A 23,022-nucleotide genomic window follows, 5' to 3' on the forward strand; every position below is an offset into this window, starting at 1 on the left:
AAGGATAGGCATATGCGTTTTTTATCGGTAAACGCGGATTGTTTTCTTATAGAGCTTGACAGCCTAGAGGAAACATTGGCGTTGTACAATAAATTGCACACGATGCAATTGAATGGAATTAAAGACTTAGTCCCTGCTGCAAAAACGATTTTGGTATTTTTTAATGAAATTGAGACCACCTTTAAAACACTGGTTACTTCGATTCAGACTGTAAAAATTGGTTCAGGCGGTGAGCGTAATGTCCAAGAATTGATTATTCCTATCTGCTATACGGGCGAAGATCTTGCTCAAGTTGCAGAGTTACAAGGGCTTTCAATTGCTGAAGTTATCTTGAAGCATCGTCAAAGTGTTTGGAATGTGGCTTTTATTGGCTTTGCACCGGGCTTTGCTTATATGAGCAGTCCCGATCGACCATTTACAGATATTCCTCGCTTAGCTGTGCCACGTAAAAAAATACCGTCGGGTTCTTTGGGACTGGCAGGACAATATTCAGGGATTTACCCGAAAGACAGTCCGGGGGGCTGGCAGTTGATCGGTACGACTGCTGAAAAAATGTGGGATCTAGAGCGTAAAAATCCAGCGCTATTGTTACCGGGGATGACGGTCCATTTTGAAGATGTCACACATCAACCGACTACGGTTAGCGTAGCACAGCAAGTCACTCGTACAGTTGAACCCAAACAATCCATGCCTTTGTTTACGGTAACTGCACCGAGCCTACACATGCTGATTCAAGATGAAGGGCGTTTTAACCAGACCAAGATTGGGGTTGGTGTTGCAGGGGCGATGGATGTATCGGCGATGCACAGTGCAAATCGAATTGTCGGTAACCCAACTCCGACGCCTGTGATTGAAGTTTTAAATGGTGGTTTGAAAGCCAAAATGCATCAGTCCGCAGTCATTGCGGTTACGGGAGCGATTTCAAACATCCACGTGAAATTTAGTGATGGCCAAAAGACTGACTTTGAAAGTTATCAGGCGATTGCCCTTGATGAAGGTGATGAATTTCAGATTCAAGCACCGACGGCAGGGCTAAGAAATTATCTGGCGATTCGTGGTGGTATCGACGTACAGCCTGTGCTTAATAGTGTCTCATTTGATAGTTTGGCCATATTAGGACCAGAACCTCTAAAAATGGGGGATACGGTTTATCAAGGACAGGTTGACGTTTCAAATATCAGTATTACTGAAATTGTGAAATTGAACTTGCCCAAAGTCGGCGATGTGGTTGAGCTCGACATTGTAATGGGACCGCGAACGGATTGGTTCGAAGCAGAGAGCATTGAGCGCTTATGTCAACAAGCTTGGCTTGTGACCAATGAAAGCAATCGAGTTGGACTGAGGCTTTCAGGTGAACAACCATTGCAACGCAAAATTACCCATGAGTTGGAAAGTGAGGGAACTTGCATTGGTGCCTTGCAGATTCCACCCAGTGGTCAACCTGTACTGTTTATGAATGACCATCCTTTAACTGGTGGTTACCCCGTCATTGCGGCTGTGGCAAAGCACCATTGGGACTTGGTGGCGCAGATTCCAGCAGGTTGCCAAATCAAATTTAAAAAAATGACCGAATTTACAGATTTTGAGAATGAATGATGACTACTGAAAAATTATTAATTGCAAACCGTGGTGAAATTGCCGTTCGTATTATTCATGCTTGCCGTGATATGGGTATTAGTTCAGTTGCGTTATATGCAGATGACGATATGAACAGTATGCATGTCGAACTGGCGGATGAAGCATGGGGTTTGGCGGGTGCAACTGCACGTGAAACTTATTTGAATATTCCAGCCATTCTTGAGGTTGCTAAAAAATCCAAAGCGACCATGGTGCATCCAGGTTATGGTTTTTTATCTGAACGTGCTGAATTTGCTCAGGCCGTGATTGATGCAGGCTTAAAGTGGGTCGGGCCGTCACCAAGTGCCATTGAAAAGTTGGGTGATAAAATTGAAGCACGTAAGATAGCCGCTTCAGTGGGCGCACCTTTAGTTCAAGGTACACAAGACCCACTAAATAATGCTGATGAAGCACTCGAGTTTGCAAAGCAGTTTGGTTTACCTATTGCGATTAAAGCCGCGTTTGGCGGTGGTGGTCGCGGTTTAAAAGTCGTTTGGAAACTGGAAGATGTAAAGGAGCTGTATGATTCGGCTGTACGAGAAGCGCAAGCCGCTTTTGGTCGCGGTGAGTGTTTTATTGAACAATACTTAGATCAACCCCGCCATGTTGAAGCGCAAGTGATTGCAGATCAACATGGCAATGTAGTGGTTTTAGGTACACGCGATTGTTCGCTACAGCGTCGTAATCAGAAGTTGGTTGAAGAAGCCCCAGCACCTTTTATCAGCGATGCAATTTATGAAGAAATTTTAACTTCAGCCAAAAATATCTGTCAGGCAGCTAACTATGTCGGTGCGGGTACCGTTGAATATTTGCTGAGCCGTGATGGAAAGCTTTCATTTTTAGAGGTTAATACCCGCTTGCAGGTGGAACATCCTGTTACGGAAGAAACGGCCAATGTCGATTTGGTAGTTGAGCAAATTCGTGTGGCTCAAGGCCATGAACTTTCAATCAAAGAAACCCCTAAAGCGCAGGGGCATGCCATTGAGTTTCGTATCAATGCTGAAGACCCTGCTCGTGGCTTCATTCCTGCATTTGGTGTATTAAGTTTATTTGAAGCCCCGTTTGGTCAGGGCGTACGCGTAGACACAGGTGTTCGTACAGGCTCTTTGGTGTCGAGTCATTTTGATTCGCTCATGGCAAAACTGATTATCACTGGCCCGACACGTGAGGTTACTATTGCTCGCGCTAAACGTGCGCTGAAGCAATTTAAAATTGAAGGGGTTGCGTCGGTTTTAGACTTTCACCGTGTTGTATTAAATGAAGCTGATTTTACCGCCACATTTAATGTTCATACTCGTTGGATTGAAAATGATTTTAAACAGGACTTAAAGCCAACGAAACGCAGTATTCCGAATCATCAACAGCCGATGTTACTCAGCTATATTGAAATTGATGGGAAATTACACCGTTTAGGCTTACCTGCGGGTATGTTTGCACAAAACCCTACAATGACGTCTCAAGACCAACCAGCTACAGAAACAGCAGTGAGTGCTGAACACTTACTTGCACCAATCAATGGCGTAATTAGCGCTTGGAAGGTAGAAAACGGGGAGCAGGTCGCAGAGGGGCAAGTGGTGGCGATTATGGAAGCCATGAAAATGGAAGTCCCTGTACTTGCACATCAAAGTGGAGTGATTCAATTGACAGCTTTGCAAGGCACAACTTGTCACGCAGAGCATATTATTGGATCGATTTGCTAAAAAAATAAATCATTTGAATGAACCTGATGCAGCATGTAGCTAAGTCAGGCTTTTCATTTAGAAATTCTTAATAATTGAGGGCTGATTGGCTTTGTTTTATGGACAAATGTAGTGGAAAAATGGTTCGATAAAGATTTAATAGTCCAATAAAAGCGTTATTTTAAGAGATAGAGATATTCAATAATCATTTTGTTTGGTAGCTGGGAGACAAGATGAAAACGATAAACTTGAAAAATAAAAATGAAAGAGTATTAACGATGTATGTAATTATTATTTTTAATTAAATAAAGTACTCCGAAGATGCCGCTGCATGTGTCGTTACCCTGAACCCGATGAGTTCAAGGTGGACGCGACGTATACTTGCTGGGTTTCCCACATGAAAGTGGGCATACACTCTAAATATACAGAACACATCCATAAGTTTAAGTATCGGCAGGGGAATAGACCCGCTGGCGAACACCTCAGAGTTGCCTTAAGTATAACGAATCTCACGCTGATGGCAACTCATACACCGCTACGAACTGTAAACAACTGGAGTAAGTGTTGATACTTTATTCAATTAAGTCGAGTTTAAACAAGTTCCGCAACGTCATCGATAATATTTGCCAGTAATCGTTCTGCGTGTGCATACTCTTGCAGTGTTTTATTCATCGACAACACTTCTTGCATTAACTCTAGTGCCACCATAATGATAATTTTACTGGGTTCTACCCGTGGCGCTTTACGGCGAAACTCATCATATTTATCATTTAAAAGCAGAGCTGCACGTTCAAGGTCGGCTTTTTCTTTTTCCGTTGTGACTAAACGAAAGCTATGACCTAAGACACGTAATTCAACGGTAATTGGTTCGCTCATGATTAAACTTCCTCGCCAGCTTCAGTAGGGTGGGCAAGTTGTTGAATTTCTTGCGCGTGATGATCTTGCTCTGTGCCTAAAATAGCCAAACGTTGGATGATGGCTTCGACTTTAGCTTTAGCATGCTCATTTTTTTGTAACAATCTTTCACGTTCTTGCTGAAGTGCTTGGATTTCTTGCTGAGCTTGACGCTGATCATTGTTCATTTTTTCTTTAATTGCACGTAATTCATTACGTTCAGCCAAGATTTCCTGAAAGCGATTTTTTAAATCCGTACAACTTTTTTCCAAACGACTATAACGATCGGCCAAAGCAGTCGCATCGGTGTTCAAATGTTGATATTGGGTCTGAGCGCTGCTTAATTGCTCAGTTAAATCATCAATTTGTTCTTGTTTCTGGGTAATTAAGCCATTTTTTTGCACAACTTGAGAACGGTGCTGTTCTTCAGCATCCAGTTTAGCTGCATTTAAAGTGCTATTTTCACTTTCAAAATGAGCAAGTCGCGTTTTTAAAACGCCAATATGCGCCTGTAGACGCTGTAATTCTTCTAACATATCGTGGTCGCACAGTGCTGCAAACAAAGGTAATATATAAGAAGTATAGAGATTGGATAAACGAATGCAAGACGATATTTCAGGTTGGTCAGAATGGCAGCCAAATTTTTCTAAAATTGAAGAGATTTCTAGCCCAAGTGAGTTACATGGTTTACTCACAGGTATCATTTGTGTAACTCAGGCACCGAGCCGTGAAGAGTGGCAACACATCCTCACGACTTTGGAAATTCCAGAGTTAAGTGAAGAAGCCTTGGCTTTGTTAGCCGATGAAGCAGAAGATGTTGCACATGCACTTTCTGAAGATGAATTGGACTATTTACCATTACTTCCCGATGACACGCATACGCTCGCAGACCGTGTACAAGCTTTGGCGGATTGGTGCGCAGGCGTAGTGCTGGGCTTTGGTTTGGCGTCAGGTCATATTCGCCCAGATGAAATGGAACTGATCGAACATTTACAGGATGTGGCGGCAGTTGAGTTTGAAGAAACCGATGATGATGAAGAGGGTGAGGAGAGCTATCAAGAGTTATACGAGTTTGTACGTTTAATTCCTGTGAGCTTATCTGTAGGCCGTAAAAAGATTGCGGTTGAGGAAAGTTCTCTGCTTAAACACTTTCATAACAAGCAACAAATTGATCGTTCTGTAACAGAAGCAAACAATGTTGTAGAAATGTTTACGCCGCATCGCCCAAGCTGATTGGCATAAGACTTGCTGCGCGTACATGATAGAGTGCGCGTGGCACTTATATTCTCTGGTATAAAAAAGACAGATCAAACATGAAACTAACGCAAGTGGATTTTCAGGAACGCCGTGACCGTTTGGCTGCACAAATGGGTCCGAACAGTATTGCCATTATTGCAACCAGTCCAGTGGCGATGCGTAATCGTGATGCAGACTATAAATACCGCACCGATAGCAGCTTCTTTTATCTAACCGGTTTTGCTGAGCCCGAAGCCGTAGCGGTTATTGAAACCTTTGCCGAGGATGATGAAGACGGTTATAGCTACAGTTTGTTCTGCCGTGAACGTGACCGCGAGATGGAAATCTGGAATGGTTACCGCGCAGGTGTGGATGGTGCGGTAAACGACTATGAAGCTGACGAAGCGTATGCGATAGATTTGTTAGATGAAGAAATCATTGAAAAACTCTTAAGCAAAGAAAAATTATTCTATCGTATTGGGCAACAGCCCGAATTTGATGCGCGCGTAGCAAAATGGATCACGACGGCCAATGGTGAGTCACGTCGTGGGACTGCTGCACCTGCACAAGTGATACAGCTCGATCGTATTTTAGATGAAATGCGTTTGTTTAAATCAGCACAAGAAATTGCATTGATGCAAACAGCTTCAGATATTTCTGCACAAGCTCATACTCGTGCCATGCAAACTGTTAAGCCAGGCATGATGGAATATGCTCTAGAAGCTGAGCTGAATTATATGTTTGGTCAAAATGGCTGCGTGCCGTCGTATAACAGCATTGTCGGTGGCGGTGAAAACGCCTGCATTTTGCACTATGTAGAGAACAACAAAGAGCTAAAAGATGGCGATTTGGTGTTGATCGATGCAGCGTGTGAATATGAATATTATGCTTCAGACATCACCCGTACTTTTCCCGTCAACGGAAAGTTCAGCTCTGAGCAAAAAGCACTTTATAATGTAGTGCTTGATGCACAACTTGCTGCCATTGATGCAGTGCGTGTAGGGAACTCGTATAAAGAACCACATAATGTTGCTGTGCGCATTTTAGTCCAAGGTCTACTTGATCTGGGGATTATGCAAGGTGATATTGAAGAGATAATCCAAAAGGAAAGTTTCCGTCAGTTTTATATGCATGGTACAGGACACTGGTTGGGTATGGATGTGCATGATGTGGGTTCATATAAGCAAGAAGGTGTGTGGCGTGCCTATGAAGAAGGCATGGTCGTGACGGTTGAACCGGGCTTATACATTGCACCTGATGATGAAACGGTCGATGCGAAATGGCGTGGTATTGGTATTCGTATTGAAGATGACATCGTAGCAACCCAAAACGGTCCATTGAATTTGACTGCGAAAGTGGTGAAGTCGGTAGACGAAATCGAAGCGTTAATGGCGCGATAAATATCATTTACTGTATAAAGATTGATTTTATGTAAGGAATATTATGTTAATATTTATACTTACCTTCGAATAAATATTACTAAAATTTTAAGTTTATAGGACTTACGCAGTATTATTTATAGATTCTCTGTGGTAGCAGATGATTTTTATCGAGAATAAAGTCATCAATGAAGTTTTTGATCATTGGTCTAAATAACTTCTTCTGCCAACGATATACATTTTCAAAGATCCGCTCAAACTGGTTCTTTTGTATCTCAACGTAGGCCATCAAGGCTGAAAAAATATGATTCGAAATCAGTTTAGATCGTCTTACTTGAAACTTTTCAATATGACAAACCTGTTTAATCACTCGGTGATATTGTTCTATTTTCCAATGACTTGAATGTAATTCATGAAAACCCTCAAAGGACAATAAATCATCTTCATCTTGATGCACAATATAAAACCTCTGCTGTTCTTTTAACTGAGTCTTAAATAATTGTACAAAGCCAAAATCTTTAAGCCAGACCACTTGACCCTGATGGAAATTCGGCAATAAACGCAGTTGAAACCATTGTCCTTTTTCTGGGGAAACCTTACGGTTACAGTCGATACCAAACATAAATCGAATACCATATTTTCTTATGGTTTTTAGATTTGCAGTCGATGAATACCAACTATCACCTGTAATAAATTGAATCTTTGCACCCCAACTGAGTACTTCACTTAACATATCCATAAAGTAATCATTCTTGGTTTTACTTTCAGATTTGTCATAAATTCGGAAATTAATTGGAATATTTTGACCATTTTGATCTGTCGCATACAAGGTAATGAGATTAATACCCTTGACGGATCGGTGGTGTTTGCCTGACCAAAAATAGCTAACCAAGTCCATATGCTGACTATACGGTTTATCTAAAACAGTATCATCAATACTGACTATAAGTTTATTATTATCAATATGTTGAATTGCTTCTTGATATAGGTCGTGAGGTGTGTAGTCTTCACGCTCTAGAAAGCGATTTACACTATCATGCGAGATGTTATAAGTCTCGGCAAGTTGTGTGCAGCTAATAGAGTTCGGTTCTGTCATGAGAAAGCCCATATAAATGGGTAGTGTACAAGTTGCTGTAGAAGCATTTTTAATTCGTCTGATCACAGATACTTTATAAAGTATTTTAATACTTTTTTGAATCCGTCAATGCGTAAGTCCTAGTTTATTCAACTGATCATTTTAGTCCTCTTATTTGTCAAGTCAGCTCCTTTCCGTATTCTTTTTTAGGTTATATAGATATAAATATTATGCTTCACATTAACGAAATAAAAGCTTATTGGTGGAAACCTAAGAATGAGAATGTGATTAACTTTGGTGATGAATGATATACGCTGAATTATCAGGAGACTTTCCCTTGGGAGATTCTAGGCAGCCAACTTATAAAAGTCTTCGGCCATTTGATTTGGTGTCTTAAAACCCAAACCCTTTTGAATTCTTCGATGATTATAAAATAATTCAATGTATTTTATAATATCTGCTTTGGCTTCTTCTCTGGTTTGATAGTTGTAATGATGCACTAACTCATTTTTCAGTATTCCCCAAAAGCTTTCAATCGGTGCATTATCGTAACAGTCTCCGCGCTTGCTCATTGAACCTTGAAAACCATATTGCTCAAGTATATTTCGATATTCATGGCTGCAATATTGACTTCCTCTGTCTGAATGCACAATCAGTTCTTTGGTTGGTTTTTGATTGTGAATAGCCATATTTAGCGCATTACAAACAAGCTGTGTTGTCATGCGCTCATTTAAGCTATAGCCAACCACTTGCTTCGTGTAAAGGTCTTTTACCGCTGCTAAGTACAGCCATCCTTCAACAGTCCATATGTACGTAATATCACTTGACCATGCTTGATTTGGTCTAGTCATTGAGAATTGTTGCTCCAGCAGGTTTTCATAGATCGCTCGATTATGGTCACTATTCGTAGTCCTTTTAAAACGCTTGTGTCGCTTACAATACAGGTGGTTCAGCGCTTTTATCTGACGTACAGCGTACATACTCATTTTTATGCCCTGAGCTTGTAAGTATTTGGTTAATCGAATATAACCATAGCTCTGCCTTGTCTCCTCATGGGCTATTTTCACCAATATCGTCTGTTGATTTCGTTGAATCGTTCTTTTGCTCACGCCTCTCTTGAGCCAATCATAAAAACATGAAACTGAAACATGAAGTAATCGAGCCATTAAGGTAATTGGAAAAGAATATCTTTTTTGTTTCATATAGGCGTACCTTACTGACTTTCTTTGGCAAAGTACGCTGCTGCCTTTTTTAAAAATTCACGTTCCATTTCAGCTATTTTGAGCTGTTGTTTGAGTTTTTTATTTTCTTCGAGTAGAACGTTTAGATCAGGTGAATACTGTTTTGTACCTGCTAAAGTTCCAGCCTTTGCTTTGGTATTCCAATTTGAAAGAGTTTGCATTGAAATGCTAAGTTGTCTAGCTGTTTCCGAGACATTGCCTTGATTGGCTTCAATTAATTTGATGGCTTCAGCTTTAAATTCTGTGGTGTAAGTCTTGTGTTTCTTGCTCATGGTAAACTCCTGATGAGTGTGTTTAGTTTACCAAGTTAAAACCTCCTGTTTTTTCAGCACACATCAGAACTTACACCATATATTATAGAATATGTCTCTAAACGAAAAACAAAATGGAGTCCACCGAAAGATGCAGATATGTTTGGTATAGGTAGTATTTTACACTCTGCTGATCGAAAAAAAAGTATCTTTAGAAAGTCCCCTTTACATATTTGGGGAACTGGAGCAATACAACCTATAAATTTATCGAATCAAGATTTAATATTACATTGTCTTAGAGGCCCATTAACAAAATCTCAATTTGATATTAACGAGAATATTCCTTTAGGTGATCCCGGGTTGTTGACGAACCTATTGTGGAGTAAAAGGAATACTAGTGTAAAATGGGGATTAATTATTCATCATTCTCAGAAAAATAAAAAATGGGTCAAGAGATTACTTGAATGCACTCCAAGTTGTATAATTATTGATCTTGAAGATAAAAATATTCAAGAAACGGCAAAAAAAATATCTTCTTGTGAATTTATTTGTTCATCGAGTTTGCATGGTTTAATTATTGCAGATAGCTATGATATACCTAATTTTTGGCTATGGGATGGTGATCTTCATAAAGGTGGTATGTGGAAATTTTGGGATTATTTTTGCTCTATAGGAAGAGAAAATTTTCAACATATCAACCCAAATGATATCCAATCTTTGAATGATGTAAATATTGAAAATTATTGTTTTAATTATCAAAAATATTTGGATGTGCTTAAAAAAAGTATCTATAATTCTTTTCCATTTAGATGATTAATTTATATTTTGGAATAACATCAGATTGATGATCTTAGGCCTACTTAGAACAAGTCTTGAAAAAATCCCTTTATTTGATGAAAAATGTCTAATCTTAATCAAATAAAGGGAAATTTCTAATACAAAATATATTTGAATGATTGCTGCTAATTTATAGTTTTAATGGGCTTTGTTGCACAAAGATTTGAAATGCAAAGCGCCCCTAATTGAGCCAAATTTAAGGCGTAACTTGGGTAAGTGGTCGACCTAATTCCGTAAATCTGTTAAGGACTGCTACACGTGCATGGATCTCATTCACTTGGCTATCAAAACTCCTTGCACTGAGTTTATCTCCTAATAATTTGATGCAATGCATCTTAGTTTCAACCAAACTTCGACGATGATAGCCTGACCATTTTTTCCATAGTGTCCTGCCTAAACGTTTAATTGTTCGAAGTAATTCATTTCGCTCTAGCGAGTTACTCTTTGTATCTTTCCATGGTTTCGCATTTTTTCTAGGTGGAATCACCGCATGCGCTTGCCGATCTGCAATGACCTGACGGCATTGCTTGGTGTCATAAGCTCCATCGGTATAAACAGAGTTAATCTGCTCATCTTGTGGAATCTGATTAAGTAAATCACCAAGCACCTGTGAATCACTGACATTATTGGTTGTAAGCTGAACTGCTCGTATTTGTAGGGTTTTAGCATCTATACCAATATGAAGTTTACGCCATTGGCGACGATATTCAGGTCCATGTTTCTTGCGTTTCCATTCGCCCTCACCTAGAAACTTCATGCCTGTAGAGTCCATGAGTAGATGCAGCCCATCGCTACTTTTTTGGTAGCTGATTACAATATCAATATGCTTTTGTCTTCTACAAAGCGTGGTGTAATCTGGAGCTATCCAATTTAATCCGCAAAGTTTAATCAGACTTTGCACAAAGCCAGTGACCATACGTAAAGACAGACGGAATAAGGATTTAATCATTAAGCAGCATTGGATGGCTGCGTCGGAGTAGGTTTGATTTCGCCCTTGTTTGCCTTTTGATGGCGCATACCATTGCGTAGCAGGATCAAACCAAATGGCAATATTTCCGCGACTCATGAGTGCTCGGTTATATGCGGGCCAATTGGTTGTGCGGTAGATTTTGTGTGTAGGCTTCTTCATTTGAAAATTATATCGCTGAAAAACCCTTTACAGATAGGTTTGTGCAACAAAGCCGTTTTAATGTTAAGAATTGGTGGTTATTGAGTGCTAGAATGAATTTTTTAATTATTGTTCCAGCTTTATATTAAATACTTAGCCAAGGTCACATAATTTTTATAAATTAACTTTAACAAAGATTTCGAGCCAAGAGTAAGTCAAGGTGTTAATCGTTGTCAGCATCATAACTTATGCAACAGGGTCGTACGGTGAAAGTACATAAAAACATCCGTTTCATTATAAAAAAGAAAATCTTTGATGTAATATAAATCCATTAAAACTTAGAGGTATTTGAAGTTTTTTGACTTTAAGTACGCCATAAAAAGGATAGAAGCATGCAACAAGAAGTCATCATAGTCGGTGGTGGTATGGTCGGACTGAGTCTGGCGTTGATGTTAGCCAAACAAAACATTGCGGTGAAACTTTTAGAGGCGATCAAATACCCAAATTATGATGATGTAAACCTTGCGCCATACCATTCTAGTTTTGATGCACGAAACAGCGCACTGTCTCGTCGTACAGTTCAAATTTACCAAGAACTGGGTTTATGGAGCGCTTTACAAGAACATGCAACGCCTATTTTTGAAGTAAATATCACCGAACAAGGTAGCTTTGGTAAAGCTCGACTCAAAGCAGAACAAGAAAAAGTCGAAAGCTTCGGGCAGGTCATCGAAAACGCATGGCTCGGTCGTGTACTACTGACGGAAGTCCAAAAACAACCGTTCATTGAGCTGATTGATGGTGTACAAGTCACCCAACTGACCCAAGATGCCGATATGGCCTACATAGACGCGAGTCGTGGAGAAGAACAACTGTCACTTCAAGCAAAACTTGTCATTGCTGCAGATGGACGTGATTCATTCTGCCGTAAAGCCTTAGGAATAGGTGCTTCAGAACATGATTATGATCAGGTCGCTATTGTGACCACGGTACAAACCTCAAAACCGCACAACCATGTGGGTTTTGAGCGTTTTAGTAGCTTAGGGCCATTGGCACTGTTGCCGCTTCCAGGTGAATACCGTCGCTCCGTGGTTTGGCCTGTGAAAAAAGGCACAGAAGGTGAATGGTTAGGCGATGAAAATGACCAGCATTTCTTAGATGCTTTGCAAGAAACCTATGGCGACCGTGCAGGAAAGTTCCAAAAAACAGGTAAGCGTTTTAGTTTTCCATTGTCACAAGTGCTAGCAGAAAAGCAGGCCGTAGGACGTGTGGTCTTAATGGGCAATGCTGCGCATACCATTCACCCCGTTGCGGGGCAAGGTTTTAACCTGTGTATGCGAGATGCGCACGTCTTAGTACGCTATTTGACGGAGCAAATTGCGCAAAATGCAGACTTGGGCGATGCTGAGATGTTGCAAGCCTATGAGGCTTCACGTTTGACCGATCAACAACGCGTGATTAAGTTCTGTGATTCGGTGGTACGAGGCTTTAGCAATAGCAATCCAATCTTAAAGTTTATTCGTAATACTGGTTTGGTCGCGTTTGATACGATTCCTGGTATTAAACCGCTCGTTGCCAACTATGCAATGGGGCTAAAAGCATGAGTCATGTTCAAACTGATGTTTTAGATGTGCTGATCATTGGTGGTGGTTTGGTGGGTGGACTGACCGCCTTGCTTTTAGCACAAGGCGGTGTTCAGGTTACCGTACTGGATGCTGCACCTATTTTAGATGAACAAAAGACTTTAAGTGTTGCAAACCCACGTGTCTTGGCACTCAGTCTAGCGACGATACACCTACTTAAAACCGTTGATGTTTGGGACAAAATTGCCCGCCAGATGCCGTATAGTGGCATGCAGGTGTGGAATAAAAATGGCTATGGTGAAATTAACTTTGGTCATGTGTCCACGCAGGAACCACAAGGCGAACAAGCACTCGGTTCTATGGTCGAGCCAAGTTTGCTTAATTTAGCGATTCAACAGCAGATGCTTGCTGTACTCAATGATTACCGCACCCAAGTTAAAGTTGCCCGTGTCGAAGAAGGTGTTGGGCTGTGGTATATCCATTTGGCCGATGGTACGGTGTTGAAAACCAAACTGGTGATTGGTGCTGATGGTGTTAACTCTTTTGTACGGGAACAAGCGTTTATCGATATCGATGTGCTGGACTACAAACAGGCTGGTTTAAGCTGTGCCATTCGTACAGCTCAGCCTCATCAACACGTTGCACGTCAGATTTTTTTAGAAACGGGGCCTTTGGCATTTTTACCAATGGCGAGTTTAAAACCAGAGCAAGCAGGGCATTGGCAGTCCATCGTATGGACGCTCCCCGATGATTATGCAGAAGAATATGCTGCACTTTCAGATGCTGAATTTACCCAGCTGTTAACGCGAGAAAGTCATCACATGTTAGGCGAAGTGTTGGAAGCGACACCGCGTGCCACTTTCCCACTCAAAGCACGTGCTGCACAGCAATATGTTAAAGCAGGCTTGGCTTTAATTGGTGATGCGGCTCATGTGATTCATCCCTTAGCAGGACAGGGGGTGAATATTGGTTGTCTTGATGCGGCTGTACTGTGTGATGTATTACTACATGATCTAGCACGTGGCGTGTGGGCACATGAGCAAACACTGAAGCGTTATGAACACCGCCGTAAAGGACAAAATGATGCCATGATGCATAGCATGTCTGCCATCGGTTGGATGGAAACCACACAACTCTTTCCTGTGGTGTGGGCGCGAAACTTTGGTTTGAAACAGGTTGAAAAATTGCCTGTATTAAAAGATGCTTTTATGGCACAGGCCAATGGTCTAGGCTTGCTCAAAGAGACGCGTTATGCTGTCTAAGACGGGAAGTGTTATTTTTTAGCCAGTCGTAAAATAAGATTACGATTTTGATTAAAAAAGATACGATTTTCCGTTGAATAAGACTATGCGAAAGGCTGAGAGCTTGTTAAATTTCAACATAATTGGAAACCAGTAATTCATGGGAACCTAAAATGTCATTTGTGGGGAGATTAAGATGACTGATTCAAATGATTATGATGATGTAGAAGACTCAGCAGTCGACGAAGACGAAGCTCAAGCAGCGGAAAAAGGCGCATCAGATTCTTCTGATAATGCTGCAAGCGATGGTGATGTTGCCGAAGCTGAAACACTGACGGTGACTGCAAAATTAAAACAACGCCAAGCACTTGAAGACGAAGTTGCGGCATTCCTTGCTCGCGGTGGCCGAATTACTGAAGTGCCAACAGATGAGTCTGCGAAAGACTAAGAGTTAAAAACACCACGCCTGACGTGGTGTTTTTTATTGTATTTTTAAAGCTGATGCACAAATCACTTATACTTGAATGAGTCCTGTCGTTATTTTTTATGGTAGACAAAATGACTACTTTTTCAATAGACAGGCTATGCCTGTGATGATTGCACCAACTGTGGCTAAAAGCATGTCTTGATGCGCGTCCCAAATATCACCTTGTTGCCCATTGTAGTTTTCAGCATCTTCAGGTGATAAGCCCATCGCAATAAACCATTCAATCCATTCGTAAATGAGGCTACTTGCCATCACAAATTGAATGACCAGCAAGAATAGGGTGAGTTTAGAAAGTTGGGGTAACCACACTTGAAACAGACGATAGAAAAATGGGTAGAGCAGCAAACCGTACGCTAAATGTACAAAGCGATCATACATATTCCGCGTCCAACCGAAACTCTGGTTGAGGTCTAGATTTAAATACTGCATAGACCATTCATTATAGGGCACATAAGAATATAGATAATGCGCACCGAGTATATGAATCAGCAAAAAACCAATATAAAGCATAAAGCTGATTAAGCTGAGCCCCATTTTATAAAGACAAATGATCAGCGTCACCAACATGAATACGGTTCCGACCTGATGCAAAATATAAGAGCTGACTTCAAGGGGGTGGATCGATGCGAAAGCAATGGCGACAGCGAGTACAGTGAGAGCAATCCAATGCGGCTTTTTCAGTTGATAGTCAATGTGAGCTTTCGGTGTTGTACTTTTCAGGATTGTCATCATTTTTATTGGTTTTTCAATTATGCATATAGGAGATTCTTGTTTGCATTATAGATAAAAAAGCGAAGCCGAAGCTTCGCTTTTTTTCAATTTCTAAAATTAGATTTTAGAAATTAAGTCAGCAACTTGTTTTGCTTGTTCAGCTGCGTTACCTGTATAGGTTGCAGGTGTCATTTCCGCTAAACGTGCGCGGTCAGCAGCAGGGACAGCTTCAAGTTCATTACCATTGACGAAGTCAACCATCATGTCACGTGTCATGGCTTGACCACGAGTTAATGCTTTTAGTTTTTCGTATGGTTTTTCAACGTTGTAACGACGCATGACGGTTTGAATTGGTTCAGCTAGAACTTCTTGCGCATTGTTCAAGTCTTCATCAATACGTGCAGCATTGAGTTCAAGTTTACCAATGCCTTTTGAACAAGCTTCAAAAGCAATCAAGCTTTGTGCAAAACCAACACCCATGTTACGTAGTACAGTTGAGTCCGTTAGGTCACGCTGCCATCGAGAAATTGGAAGTTTTTCGCCAAGGTGTGCCAGTACTGCATTGGCTAAGCCTAAGTTACCTTCTGAGTTTTCAAAGTCAATAGGGTTTACTTTGTGTGGCATCGTTGAAGAACCCACTTCACCATCTTTGAGTTTTTGCTTGAAGAAACCAAGCGAGATATAACCCCAAACGTCACGGTTAAAGTCGATCAAAATCGTATTGAAACGACGTAAAGCATCAAACAGTTCCGCCATATAGTCATGCGGTTCAATTTGAGTGGTGTACGGGTTAAAGCTTAAACCTAAAGATTCAACGAATGCTTGTGAGTGTGCAGGCCAGTTGATGTCTGGGTAAGCAGAAAGGTGAGCGTTATAGTTACCTACTGCACCGTTAATTTTGCCTAAAAGCTCAACTTGTTTGAATTGTTTGATTTGGCGCGCAAGACGATATGCTACGTTTGCCATTTCTTTACCCAAAGTGGTTGGGCTTGCCGTCTGACCATGTGTACGAGACAACATAGGTTGGTCAGCATGCTTTTCAGACAATGCCACGATTGAGTCAATGATTTGCTGCATAGATGCAACCAATACATCACGACCACTTTTCAGCATTAATGCATGAGACAAGTTGTTGATGTCTTCAGACGTACATGCAAAGTGAATGAATTCACCCGCATTTTTAAGCTCTTCGATGCCTTCAATTTTTTCTTTCAGGAAGTACTCAACCGCTTTGACGTCATGGTTTGTAGTACGTTCGATGTCTTTAATACGGTTGGCGTCGTTTTCAGAAAAGTCAGCAACAATTGCATCAAGTGCAGCATTGGTCGCAGCACTGAAAGCAGGCACTTCAGTGATTTCTGGACGGTTTGCAAGCGCTTGTAACCAACGCACTTCAACAGTCACACGAGCATGGATTAAACCAAACTCAGAGAGGAAAGGACGAAGCGCATCACATTTGCTAGCGTAGCGTCCATCTAATGGAGAAAGTGCGGTTAAAGCGTTCATAGCGATTCCTTAAACTTTGGAATTAAACGTAAAACTAAAAGCCCGTCGATCATGTGTTAAATCACCTGATACTGTAAACGAGCGAGATCTTGAATATCTTTGAGCAATTTGCGTTTACTAAACACCATGCCCCATGAACTTCCACCGAGCTGACGCCATAAATGTGCCATTTGTAAGCCAGTGAAGAGGGAAGCTCGAATGCGGTTGGTATGCGATGAGTCTTTAAATGCTTCTGCATTACCTCGCACCATAATGCGTGGGTTAATTTGCCCAGCAGTGTCGACATAGGTTTGTGCGAGGTTGGCAATGATGCTTGGGTGTAAATAGTTATTATCGAAAAAAGAAAGCTGTCTTAAGATTTTTTGTTGGGACTGTTCAATAATTTCAACGAATTTGGGGTTGCTATACACTTTCTTTTCGAGTTGTAAGAGTGCCATGGCATAAGTCATGGGAAGTTTAGCAGTGGATAATTTGGGAATTCGAGTTTTTGGTGAGGTATTAAAGGGTTGGGTAATGCTACTTTCTAAGGTTTTTAGTCCTAAGGAGATGTCCGCCAGCTGATGAAAGAAGTCTAAAGTTTGTCCGCTTTGGTTGCCCTTTGGTCGGATATTTAAACTGGCTTTAATCAACTGCTCTAAATAGAAGTTACCGCTTTCCCCAATACTTTGTTGACCGCTCAAGGCGGTCATATGCGTCAGTTGCGCGGACTGAAAAACAGCCGCCAACGCCAAAGCTCGGTTTTGGCGTTCGTTCAAAGTTTGAGGCTGTTGAAACGGTAACTCAGCCATGTCTTAAAATCCTTTAAATAAAATCAGGTTTAGGAGCATTGGTATGATGAATCACGCCACCGCCTAAACAAACTTCACCTGAGTAGAATACGACACTCTGACCCGGAGTCACGGCACGTTGGGGTTCATCGAACTCAACACGTACGCCACCTGGGGTAGTCGGATCATTAAAGATCACACAATCTTGGTCATCTTGGCGATAGCGCGTCCGAGAGGTACAACGGAAACCTGTTTCAGGAATCTGCATTTCACCTGCGACCCAGTCAATCGTTTCACTCCAAAGTGTAGTACTTTGCATGAGTGGATGTTCATGACCTTGACCAATCACCAAACGGTTGTTTTCAATATCTTTATGTAGAACGAACCATGCGCCTTCAGCCACACCTTTCAAACCACCAATACCAATACCACCGCGTTGACCGAGCGTATAGTACATTAAGCCGTGATGTTCACCAACCTCTTTGCCATCATCTAAGACGATTTTTCCAGCTTGTGCAGGTAAGTATTGTTTTAAGAAGTCATTAAAACGACGTTCACCAATAAAACAGATGCCTGTTGAGTCTTTTTTCTTCGCTGTGACTAAGTCATATTGTTCGGCAATCTTACGTACTTCAGGCTTTTCAATTTCACCGACAGGGAACAACGTCTTATTAATTTCACGGCCATGCACAGCATGTAAGAAATAGGTCTGGTCTTTGTTTTTATCTAAACCACGCAGTAAAGGTGCGTATTCCTCACCTTTAGAGTTGGTCATAGTTTCGCCGCGACGTGCATAGTGACCAGTCGCAATAAAGTCTGCGCCCAGTTGCATAGCATGATCTAAGAACGCACGAAATTTGATTTCTTTATTACATAAAATATCTGGGTTTGGAGTACGGCCTGCAGCATATTCCGCTAAGAAATGCTCAAATACACGATCCCAATATTCCATAGCAAAGTTAGCGGTGTGTAGCTTAATCCCTAGTTTGTCACAGACGGCTTGAGCGTCGGCTAAGTCTTCCATCGCTGTGCAGTATTCCGTACCGTCATCTTCTTCCCAGTTCTTCATGAAAAGACCTTCAACTTGATAACCTTGTTGAAGAAGAAGAGCAGCAGAAACAGAAGAATCTACACCACCCGACATACCGACGATGACACGTTGTTGCATAGGACTAGGCATCCAAACTTGAAATAAGGGGAGAATTTTGGTGCTCATAAACGAGCGATAAAGGATATTTTTGACCCGCGAGTGCGTCTTGAACTGCTTTAATCACCAATGGACTACGTGCACGGGCCGTTTCAAGTAGTTCATCCAAAGTCATCCATACTGCACCCACGATACCTGTATCGAGTTCGGCGGTTGGATGGTGATGGAGTGACTGCGCTAAAAAGCAGAAACGATAATACGTGCGGTCTGGAAACATGGGTGGTGTATAAGTATAAATGCCCAATAACGCATCTATAGACACTTCATGTCCAGTTTCTTCCATAGTTTCACGAATGGCAGCTTCGATGAGTGTTTCACCTGATTCAACATGGCCTGCAGGCTGGTTAAATACAGTGTGTGTTACACCCGCAGTATGCTCTTCTACAAATAGAAATTTTCCGTCTTTTTCAACAACAGTTGCGACGGTGACGTGAGCTGTCCAAGCGGTCATATAAAAGCACCATGGGGTAAAAGGGCTATTCTACAAAATTTAGCAGTGCGTGGCTATGGAGATTTGCTTTGGTTTGAGACGTGTTGGGAAGCGGTTAAGAAAATTACAAAAGGACGCTTGTAAGGTAATACCACATAGACGTTAGGCAGCATCGACAAAATATTATGAGGCAGAATGCAAGCCAAGCGAGTGCTGGAACTGGGTTGGACTAGGGGAAATTTATCGTTTAAATATTTGCCTAACCCAATTTTCCAATTAACTCCACCAATATCTAAGTATATGAAAGAAAATAGGTGCAGAAAAGCAAATAGAATCAATGCGGTCTAGCATTCCGCCATGGCCATGAATGAGTTGTCCCCAATCCTTAACACCACGATCACGTTTAATCGCAGACATAACGAGGCCGCCAAAAAAGCCAAAGATACAAACAACCAATCCAATACAAGCAGCTTGAACATAGCTAAACGGCGTTAACCAAGCCATTGCAGTCCCTAAAGCTGTGGCTAAGAAAATACCACCGAGTAGGCCTTCGACTGTTTTTGACGGGGATAAAACGGGTGCAACTTTGTGTTTGCCAAATAATTTTCCACACACATACTGCAACACGTCAGATACTTGAACCACCATAATTAACCAAATGGCTAGCCAAATTGGTTCACCTTTAAACTCTGGGAGTTTCAAATTCAACAATGCTGGAACATGTGAAATACAGAATACGCTGACCATGAGTCCCCATTGAATTTTTGAGCTTCGTTCTAAAAAATGGGTGGTATCTTCTTGTTTTAAACTGGCAATAGGAATTAATAAAAATACATAGAGTGGAATGAAGATTGAATAAAGCCCATACCAGTCGGTATAAATCAAATAATATTGATAAGGAATAACAAAATAGAATGCAATCAGTAATGGAAAATAATCGCCACGTCTGGTGGGAAGCAGGCTAATGAACTCACGTAGGGCAAACAAAGAGATAATTCCAAATAATACAATAAATGCGGTTTTTCCGAGTAAAATTGCAGCAGCAATCACGATGAGCATGACCCACCATGCATTGATTCGTGCATTTAAGTTATCGATAACTGGTGAAGATTGAGAGCCGGCTTTTTGTTTGAGAATAAAACCAACAGTTGAAGCAAAAACTAAAATGCCTGCAAAAATAGCAAATAGGGCATAGGTTTTATTAAGGTTGTCTAACATCATTGATTTTCAACCTCTTTTAATTTTAATAATTGTTTTTGCGCATAATCTATAAAGATGGCCTTATCCATGTCTAAATGTTGCTCTAAAGGGCAACCAAAACATACGGTAGAAAGCAAAGGTAGAGGGATAAATGCGCCTTTGGGCATAACCCGTCTTAAATTTGAAATCCAAACGGGAACAATTTCAATGTCTGGAAACTGTTTGTGCAAATTATATAAGCCACTTTTGAAGGGTAGTAATTCAATATCATCATTTAGATTGCGCGTACCTTCAGGAAAAAAGATAATCGAGTAACCTTGTTCAAGCGCATCTTTAACGGGTTGTAATGGATCAGTATGATCATCTCGGTTACGCTGAATCGTTATACCATTGAAGGTATCTTTAATAAGGAATTGGCGAAAGCCATCTTTCAGCCAATAATCAGAAGCAGCCACAGGCTTGGTTTTCCGTCGCATGATTGTCGGCAAAGATGACCACAGCAGTATAAAGTCGATATGGCTATTGTGGTTAGCATAATAAATACGCTGTTTGGGCACAGGCTGACAACCGATCCATAAACTACGTGTACCCGTTAGCAGACGCGCTCCACGCCGTGTAAAAAATGCAATTAAACGGGCAATAGAATGAGTCGCAAAATGACTTTGGGTTTGCTCTAAAGCTGTTTTTTTCTCGTTTTGAAGCGGAGTTTTATTCATTGCATAAACCAATTTTATCAATAATTTCAATGGACTTTTAGCCAGTAGAAAGAGGTTTATTGTGCCAATAATTTATAAATTAGAATCATTAGAACTATATATTGTATAAACAATATAGTTATTTGCAGTTTAAACAAACGGAAACAGCCTGCAAAGCGCAAAGACCAATCTCGACCCACTTTCGATTTTGGTATGAGCTTAAATTGCAGTAATGATTGATCAAACTGTTGCGTTAAGTCTTCGATGGCCACTGTATCAGATTGTTGCGCAATCACTTCAATGAGTTCAGCATCAAATTTCAACCTGAGTGCTAGGTAATGCTGTATCGCCATCAAACCGAAACATATAAAAATTAATATCCAAAACTCAAGAGATTGCCAGCTTTTAAGTAGTATAGCCAAAACGGTTAAGACAAATGCGACATAGCCTGAAAATAACAAACCATACGTTGCAGATAAAAGTTTTGCCGCCACATAAAAGTGCATTTTCATGAGGCCGATCCTTTGAGTTTTAACTGATAAGTATTGAGATTTTTGATTTGTACGTCGTTCAGTCTAACCCATGGTTTAGCGGATTGAACTATTTGAATGGCCTCATTTACCTGTGTTGCATGCTGCTGTTGCATAAGCCAAGCGCAGAGAATAGCGCTACTTCTGGAATAACCCAGCGCACAGTAAATTAATACATGCTGTTGTGTGCTCTGGCTTGAAGCTGCTGCCATTAATTGGTTGAACACTTCAACCGCACGTTGAAGTTGGTCGGCCTGTAAAGGAATTAAGTCTAAACTTGGATATTGAAAATATGAATTTTTCGGATTCACTGGCAACTCTGCAACACAATCAAAAACGGCCTGATATTTTTGTATTGTAGAACGTGTTGGGATGCGCCCTAAAAAAATGGTTGTGTTTTCAATTTTTAAAATTTTGGAGTCTTCGGGATGTTTCTTTGTCCAGATTCGACTGTTCAACCACGCAAAGATTAGGTAAGGGGCAAATAACATTGTAGCGGCAATGCTCAAACTTCCATCTGCTTGCTTTTGGAAGAAATGAGGGCGAACTAAATAGTAGCTTAAAGCAACGCCAAATAGACTGATTGCTGGATAAAGTAACCATAATCCCCAAGGTTGGAACAGATAGGCCAAGATTAGGAAAAGTAATGCGCCGCATAGGTAATAACTGCCTAACTTTAAATGCTTTGGCGTTAAAGTCTGCAAACCATCTTTTTTAAAGGGTGATTTTGCCGTAATTGGAAATAACCACAAACATAATGCACCTGCCAATAAACCTGTTGGAATATCGATAAAATGATGTTGCCATGTGGTGAGTACCGATATGCCAATTAAAAATGACCAAAGGTCGACAAAGTATCTCCACTGACCTGAGCTGTGTCTGCGGAAGAAGTCCCAAAGGATGACCAATAAAACGATATGGAGAGAAGGTGCTTGGTTAAAAGGTTTATCAAAACCCATCAAAACATCAAACCATAGGCCAAAAAAGCCATCTAAAGGTGGTCGTTCAAAACTAAATTTGAGTGGAAAAAGAAGAAAGCAACTGATCGAAATCAGCTGTGCGCTAAATAGCCGAAGTGCATGCTGTTTCAGCTCAAATTTATTCCAACATAACAGCAAAGATAGACCGTAAAAAAGATCAATGGACCAATATGGCACGATGCTCCATGACCAAAGCGGAATGTGTTTTTCCCAGTCATAGACAATACTCGGCACATTGGGCAGTTGTGATGCATAGTGATTTGCAAATCCATAAGTGAGAAAGAAAAACGGTGCAAGGAAAATCAAACACAGGATTCCCCATTTCCAAGTGCCTGTTTCTTTTTTCAGTATTTGCATAAAACGTCCACAGA

22 protein-coding genes and 1 other RNA gene are annotated in these 23,022 nt (G+C 41.0%); 8 read left to right on the forward strand and 15 right to left on the reverse strand.

All coding sequences use genetic code 11. From position 1 onward, the window contains the following. The first annotated feature begins 12 nt into the window (after positions 1–12). Positions 13–1,596, forward strand: coding sequence for an urea amidolyase family protein (locus HUK62_RS06595; protein WP_176537424.1), 1,584 nt, complete (start codon positions 13–15; stop codon positions 1,594–1,596). Then, complete coding sequence (locus HUK62_RS06600; protein ID WP_176538453.1) at positions 1,596–3,317, forward strand: biotin carboxylase N-terminal domain-containing protein; 1,722 nt, start codon at positions 1,596–1,598, stop codon at positions 3,315–3,317. The genes HUK62_RS06595 and HUK62_RS06600 overlap by 1 nt, the downstream gene beginning before the upstream one ends. 287 nt (positions 3,318–3,604) lie before the next feature. Here the strand turns inward: HUK62_RS06600 and ssrS are convergent. The 3 genes from ssrS to HUK62_RS06615 all read right to left on the reverse strand — a co-directional run bounded on the left by ssrS (position 3,605) and on the right by HUK62_RS06615 (position 4,726). Next, positions 3,605–3,788: non-coding RNA, 6S RNA (gene ssrS, locus HUK62_RS06605), on the reverse strand. Positions 3,789–3,887: 99 nt separating this feature from the next. Continuing rightward, on the reverse strand, positions 3,888–4,172 hold the full coding sequence (locus HUK62_RS06610) for a cell division protein ZapA (RefSeq protein ID WP_004694243.1): 285 nt from the start codon (positions 4,170–4,172) through the stop codon (positions 3,888–3,890). Between the two features lie 2 nt (positions 4,173–4,174). Further along, positions 4,175–4,726, reverse strand: a complete 552-nt coding sequence (locus HUK62_RS06615; RefSeq protein WP_004980866.1) for a hypothetical protein — start codon at positions 4,724–4,726, stop codon at positions 4,175–4,177. 64 nt (positions 4,727–4,790) lie between these two features. On the opposite strand from HUK62_RS06615, the gene HUK62_RS06620 reads away from it, so the two are divergent. Then, complete coding sequence (locus tag HUK62_RS06620; RefSeq protein ID WP_125274664.1) at positions 4,791–5,423, forward strand: UPF0149 family protein; 633 nt, start codon at positions 4,791–4,793, stop codon at positions 5,421–5,423. Between the two features lie 80 nt (positions 5,424–5,503). Beyond that, positions 5,504–6,826: a Xaa-Pro aminopeptidase gene (gene pepP / locus HUK62_RS06625; RefSeq protein WP_176537425.1), complete on the forward strand. Its 1,323-nt coding sequence runs from the start codon at positions 5,504–5,506 to the stop codon at positions 6,824–6,826. 112 nt (positions 6,827–6,938) lie between these two features. Here the strand turns inward: pepP and HUK62_RS06630 are convergent, their stop codons facing one another. Together HUK62_RS06630 and HUK62_RS06635 are read right to left on the reverse strand one after the other, a co-directional pair. Then, positions 6,939–7,967 (reverse strand): transposase, encoded by a 1,029-nt coding sequence (locus HUK62_RS06630; RefSeq protein WP_176536921.1) that lies wholly within the window; start codon positions 7,965–7,967, stop codon positions 6,939–6,941. A gap of 260 nt (positions 7,968–8,227) precedes the next feature. Continuing rightward, positions 8,228–9,393, reverse strand: a protein-coding gene (locus HUK62_RS06635; RefSeq protein ID WP_176537093.1) for an IS3-like element ISAba22 family transposase whose coding sequence is annotated in 2 segments (ribosomal slippage) — positions 8,228–9,135 and positions 9,135–9,393 — 1,167 coding nt in all. Because the reading frame shifts where the segments join, the coding sequence is not laid out codon by codon here. Between the two features lie 138 nt (positions 9,394–9,531). Here HUK62_RS06635 and HUK62_RS06640 point away from each other — a divergent pair. Further along, positions 9,532–10,185: a polysaccharide pyruvyl transferase family protein gene (locus HUK62_RS06640; RefSeq protein ID WP_176537426.1), complete on the forward strand. Its 654-nt coding sequence runs from the start codon at positions 9,532–9,534 to the stop codon at positions 10,183–10,185. A 220-nt stretch (positions 10,186–10,405) separates the two neighbouring features. On the opposite strand, the gene HUK62_RS06645 is transcribed toward HUK62_RS06640, so the two are convergent. Further along, complete coding sequence (locus HUK62_RS06645; protein WP_176537427.1) at positions 10,406–11,338, reverse strand: IS5-like element ISAba12 family transposase; 933 nt, start codon at positions 11,336–11,338, stop codon at positions 10,406–10,408. 371 nt (positions 11,339–11,709) lie between these two features. On the opposite strand from HUK62_RS06645, the gene ubiH reads away from it, so the two are divergent. The 3 genes from ubiH (at position 11,710) to HUK62_RS06660 (ending at position 14,586) form a co-directional block, all read left to right on the forward strand. After that, on the forward strand, positions 11,710–12,918 hold the full coding sequence (ubiH, locus tag HUK62_RS06650) for a 2-octaprenyl-6-methoxyphenyl hydroxylase (protein ID WP_176537428.1): 1,209 nt from the start codon (positions 11,710–11,712) through the stop codon (positions 12,916–12,918). Beyond that, entirely contained in the window at positions 12,915–14,159 is a 1,245-nt protein-coding gene (locus HUK62_RS06655) for an FAD-dependent monooxygenase (RefSeq protein WP_176537429.1), read from the forward strand. The genes ubiH and HUK62_RS06655 overlap by 4 nt, the downstream gene beginning before the upstream one ends. Before the next feature lie 175 nt (positions 14,160–14,334). Continuing rightward, positions 14,335–14,586: a hypothetical protein gene (locus HUK62_RS06660; RefSeq protein ID WP_004694228.1), complete on the forward strand. Its 252-nt coding sequence runs from the start codon at positions 14,335–14,337 to the stop codon at positions 14,584–14,586. 114 nt (positions 14,587–14,700) lie between these two features. Here the strand turns inward: HUK62_RS06660 and HUK62_RS06665 are convergent, their stop codons facing one another. From HUK62_RS06665 to HUK62_RS06705, 9 genes are all read right to left on the reverse strand, one after another. Further along, a complete protein-coding gene (locus tag HUK62_RS06665; RefSeq protein WP_159127817.1) occupies positions 14,701–15,357 on the reverse strand; it encodes a DUF2238 domain-containing protein in 657 nt (218 codons plus the stop codon). A 96-nt stretch (positions 15,358–15,453) separates the two neighbouring features. After that, on the reverse strand, positions 15,454–16,842 hold the full coding sequence (gene purB / locus HUK62_RS06670; protein WP_005399801.1) for an adenylosuccinate lyase: 1,389 nt from the start codon (positions 16,840–16,842) through the stop codon (positions 15,454–15,456). 56 nt (positions 16,843–16,898) lie between these two features. Further along, positions 16,899–17,630 (reverse strand): high frequency lysogenization protein HflD, encoded by a 732-nt coding sequence (hflD, locus tag HUK62_RS06675; RefSeq protein ID WP_004980842.1) that lies wholly within the window; start codon positions 17,628–17,630, stop codon positions 16,899–16,901. Positions 17,631–17,643: 13 nt separating this feature from the next. Next, entirely contained in the window at positions 17,644–18,777 is a 1,134-nt protein-coding gene (mnmA, locus tag HUK62_RS06680) for a tRNA 2-thiouridine(34) synthase MnmA (RefSeq protein ID WP_005399800.1), read from the reverse strand. Positions 18,778–18,781: 4 nt separating this feature from the next. Then, the gene (locus HUK62_RS06685) at positions 18,782–19,267 is read right to left on the reverse strand and encodes an NUDIX hydrolase (protein ID WP_058869272.1); all 486 of its coding nucleotides are present in this window, start codon (positions 19,265–19,267) and stop codon (positions 18,782–18,784) included. Positions 19,268–19,522: 255 nt separating this feature from the next. Beyond that, positions 19,523–20,467 carry a phosphatidate cytidylyltransferase gene (locus HUK62_RS06690; protein WP_125281168.1) on the reverse strand — a complete coding sequence of 315 codons (945 nt, stop codon included), beginning with the start codon at positions 20,465–20,467 and terminating at the stop codon, positions 19,523–19,525. Next, complete coding sequence (locus HUK62_RS06695) at positions 20,464–21,162, reverse strand: lysophospholipid acyltransferase family protein (protein ID WP_114393010.1); 699 nt, start codon at positions 21,160–21,162, stop codon at positions 20,464–20,466. Before HUK62_RS06695 ends, HUK62_RS06690 begins: the two co-directional genes overlap by 4 nt. Positions 21,163–21,218: 56 nt before the next feature. Next, positions 21,219–21,653: a hypothetical protein gene (locus tag HUK62_RS06700; protein ID WP_125281170.1), complete on the reverse strand. Its 435-nt coding sequence runs from the start codon at positions 21,651–21,653 to the stop codon at positions 21,219–21,221. Then, positions 21,650–23,008 (reverse strand): phosphatase PAP2/dual specificity phosphatase family protein, encoded by a 1,359-nt coding sequence (locus HUK62_RS06705; protein ID WP_176537430.1) that lies wholly within the window; start codon positions 23,006–23,008, stop codon positions 21,650–21,652. Before HUK62_RS06705 ends, HUK62_RS06700 begins: the two co-directional genes overlap by 4 nt. Between the last annotated feature and the right edge of the window lie 14 nt (positions 23,009–23,022).

Source organism: Acinetobacter sp. NEB 394 (genome assembly GCF_013374795.1).
In the GTDB taxonomy this organism is placed as follows: Bacteria; Pseudomonadota; Gammaproteobacteria; order Pseudomonadales; family Moraxellaceae; genus Acinetobacter; species Acinetobacter johnsonii.

Coding starts and splice junctions, on each gene's coding strand:
- HUK62_RS06595 (WP_176537424.1), top strand. CDS start 13: ATGCGTTTTTTATCGGTAAACGCGGATTGTTTTCTTATAGAGCTTGAC.
- HUK62_RS06600 (WP_176538453.1), top strand. CDS start 1,596: ATGACTACTGAAAAATTATTAATTGCAAACCGTGGTGAAATTGCCGTT.
- HUK62_RS06610 (WP_004694243.1), bottom strand. CDS start 4,172: ATGAGCGAACCAATTACCGTTGAATTACGTGTCTTAGGTCATAGCTTT.
- HUK62_RS06615 (WP_004980866.1), bottom strand. CDS start 4,726: ATGTTAGAAGAATTACAGCGTCTACAGGCGCATATTGGCGTTTTAAAA.
- HUK62_RS06620 (WP_125274664.1), top strand. CDS start 4,791: ATGCAAGACGATATTTCAGGTTGGTCAGAATGGCAGCCAAATTTTTCT.
- pepP (WP_176537425.1), top strand. CDS start 5,504: ATGAAACTAACGCAAGTGGATTTTCAGGAACGCCGTGACCGTTTGGCT.
- HUK62_RS06640 (WP_176537426.1), top strand. CDS start 9,532: ATGTTTGGTATAGGTAGTATTTTACACTCTGCTGATCGAAAAAAAAGT.
- HUK62_RS06645 (WP_176537427.1), bottom strand. CDS start 11,338: ATGAAGAAGCCTACACACAAAATCTACCGCACAACCAATTGGCCCGCA.
- ubiH (WP_176537428.1), top strand. CDS start 11,710: ATGCAACAAGAAGTCATCATAGTCGGTGGTGGTATGGTCGGACTGAGT.
- HUK62_RS06655 (WP_176537429.1), top strand. CDS start 12,915: ATGAGTCATGTTCAAACTGATGTTTTAGATGTGCTGATCATTGGTGGT.
- HUK62_RS06660 (WP_004694228.1), top strand. CDS start 14,335: ATGACTGATTCAAATGATTATGATGATGTAGAAGACTCAGCAGTCGAC.
- HUK62_RS06665 (WP_159127817.1), bottom strand. CDS start 15,357: ATGATGACAATCCTGAAAAGTACAACACCGAAAGCTCACATTGACTAT.
- purB (WP_005399801.1), bottom strand. CDS start 16,842: ATGAACGCTTTAACCGCACTTTCTCCATTAGATGGACGCTACGCTAGC.
- hflD (WP_004980842.1), bottom strand. CDS start 17,630: ATGGCTGAGTTACCGTTTCAACAGCCTCAAACTTTGAACGAACGCCAA.
- mnmA (WP_005399800.1), bottom strand. CDS start 18,777: ATGCAACAACGTGTCATCGTCGGTATGTCGGGTGGTGTAGATTCTTCT.
- HUK62_RS06685 (WP_058869272.1), bottom strand. CDS start 19,267: ATGACCGCTTGGACAGCTCACGTCACCGTCGCAACTGTTGTTGAAAAA.
- HUK62_RS06690 (WP_125281168.1), bottom strand. CDS start 20,467: ATGATGTTAGACAACCTTAATAAAACCTATGCCCTATTTGCTATTTTT.
- HUK62_RS06695 (WP_114393010.1), bottom strand. CDS start 21,162: ATGAATAAAACTCCGCTTCAAAACGAGAAAAAAACAGCTTTAGAGCAA.
- HUK62_RS06700 (WP_125281170.1), bottom strand. CDS start 21,653: ATGAAAATGCACTTTTATGTGGCGGCAAAACTTTTATCTGCAACGTAT.
- HUK62_RS06705 (WP_176537430.1), bottom strand. CDS start 23,008: ATGCAAATACTGAAAAAAGAAACAGGCACTTGGAAATGGGGAATCCTG.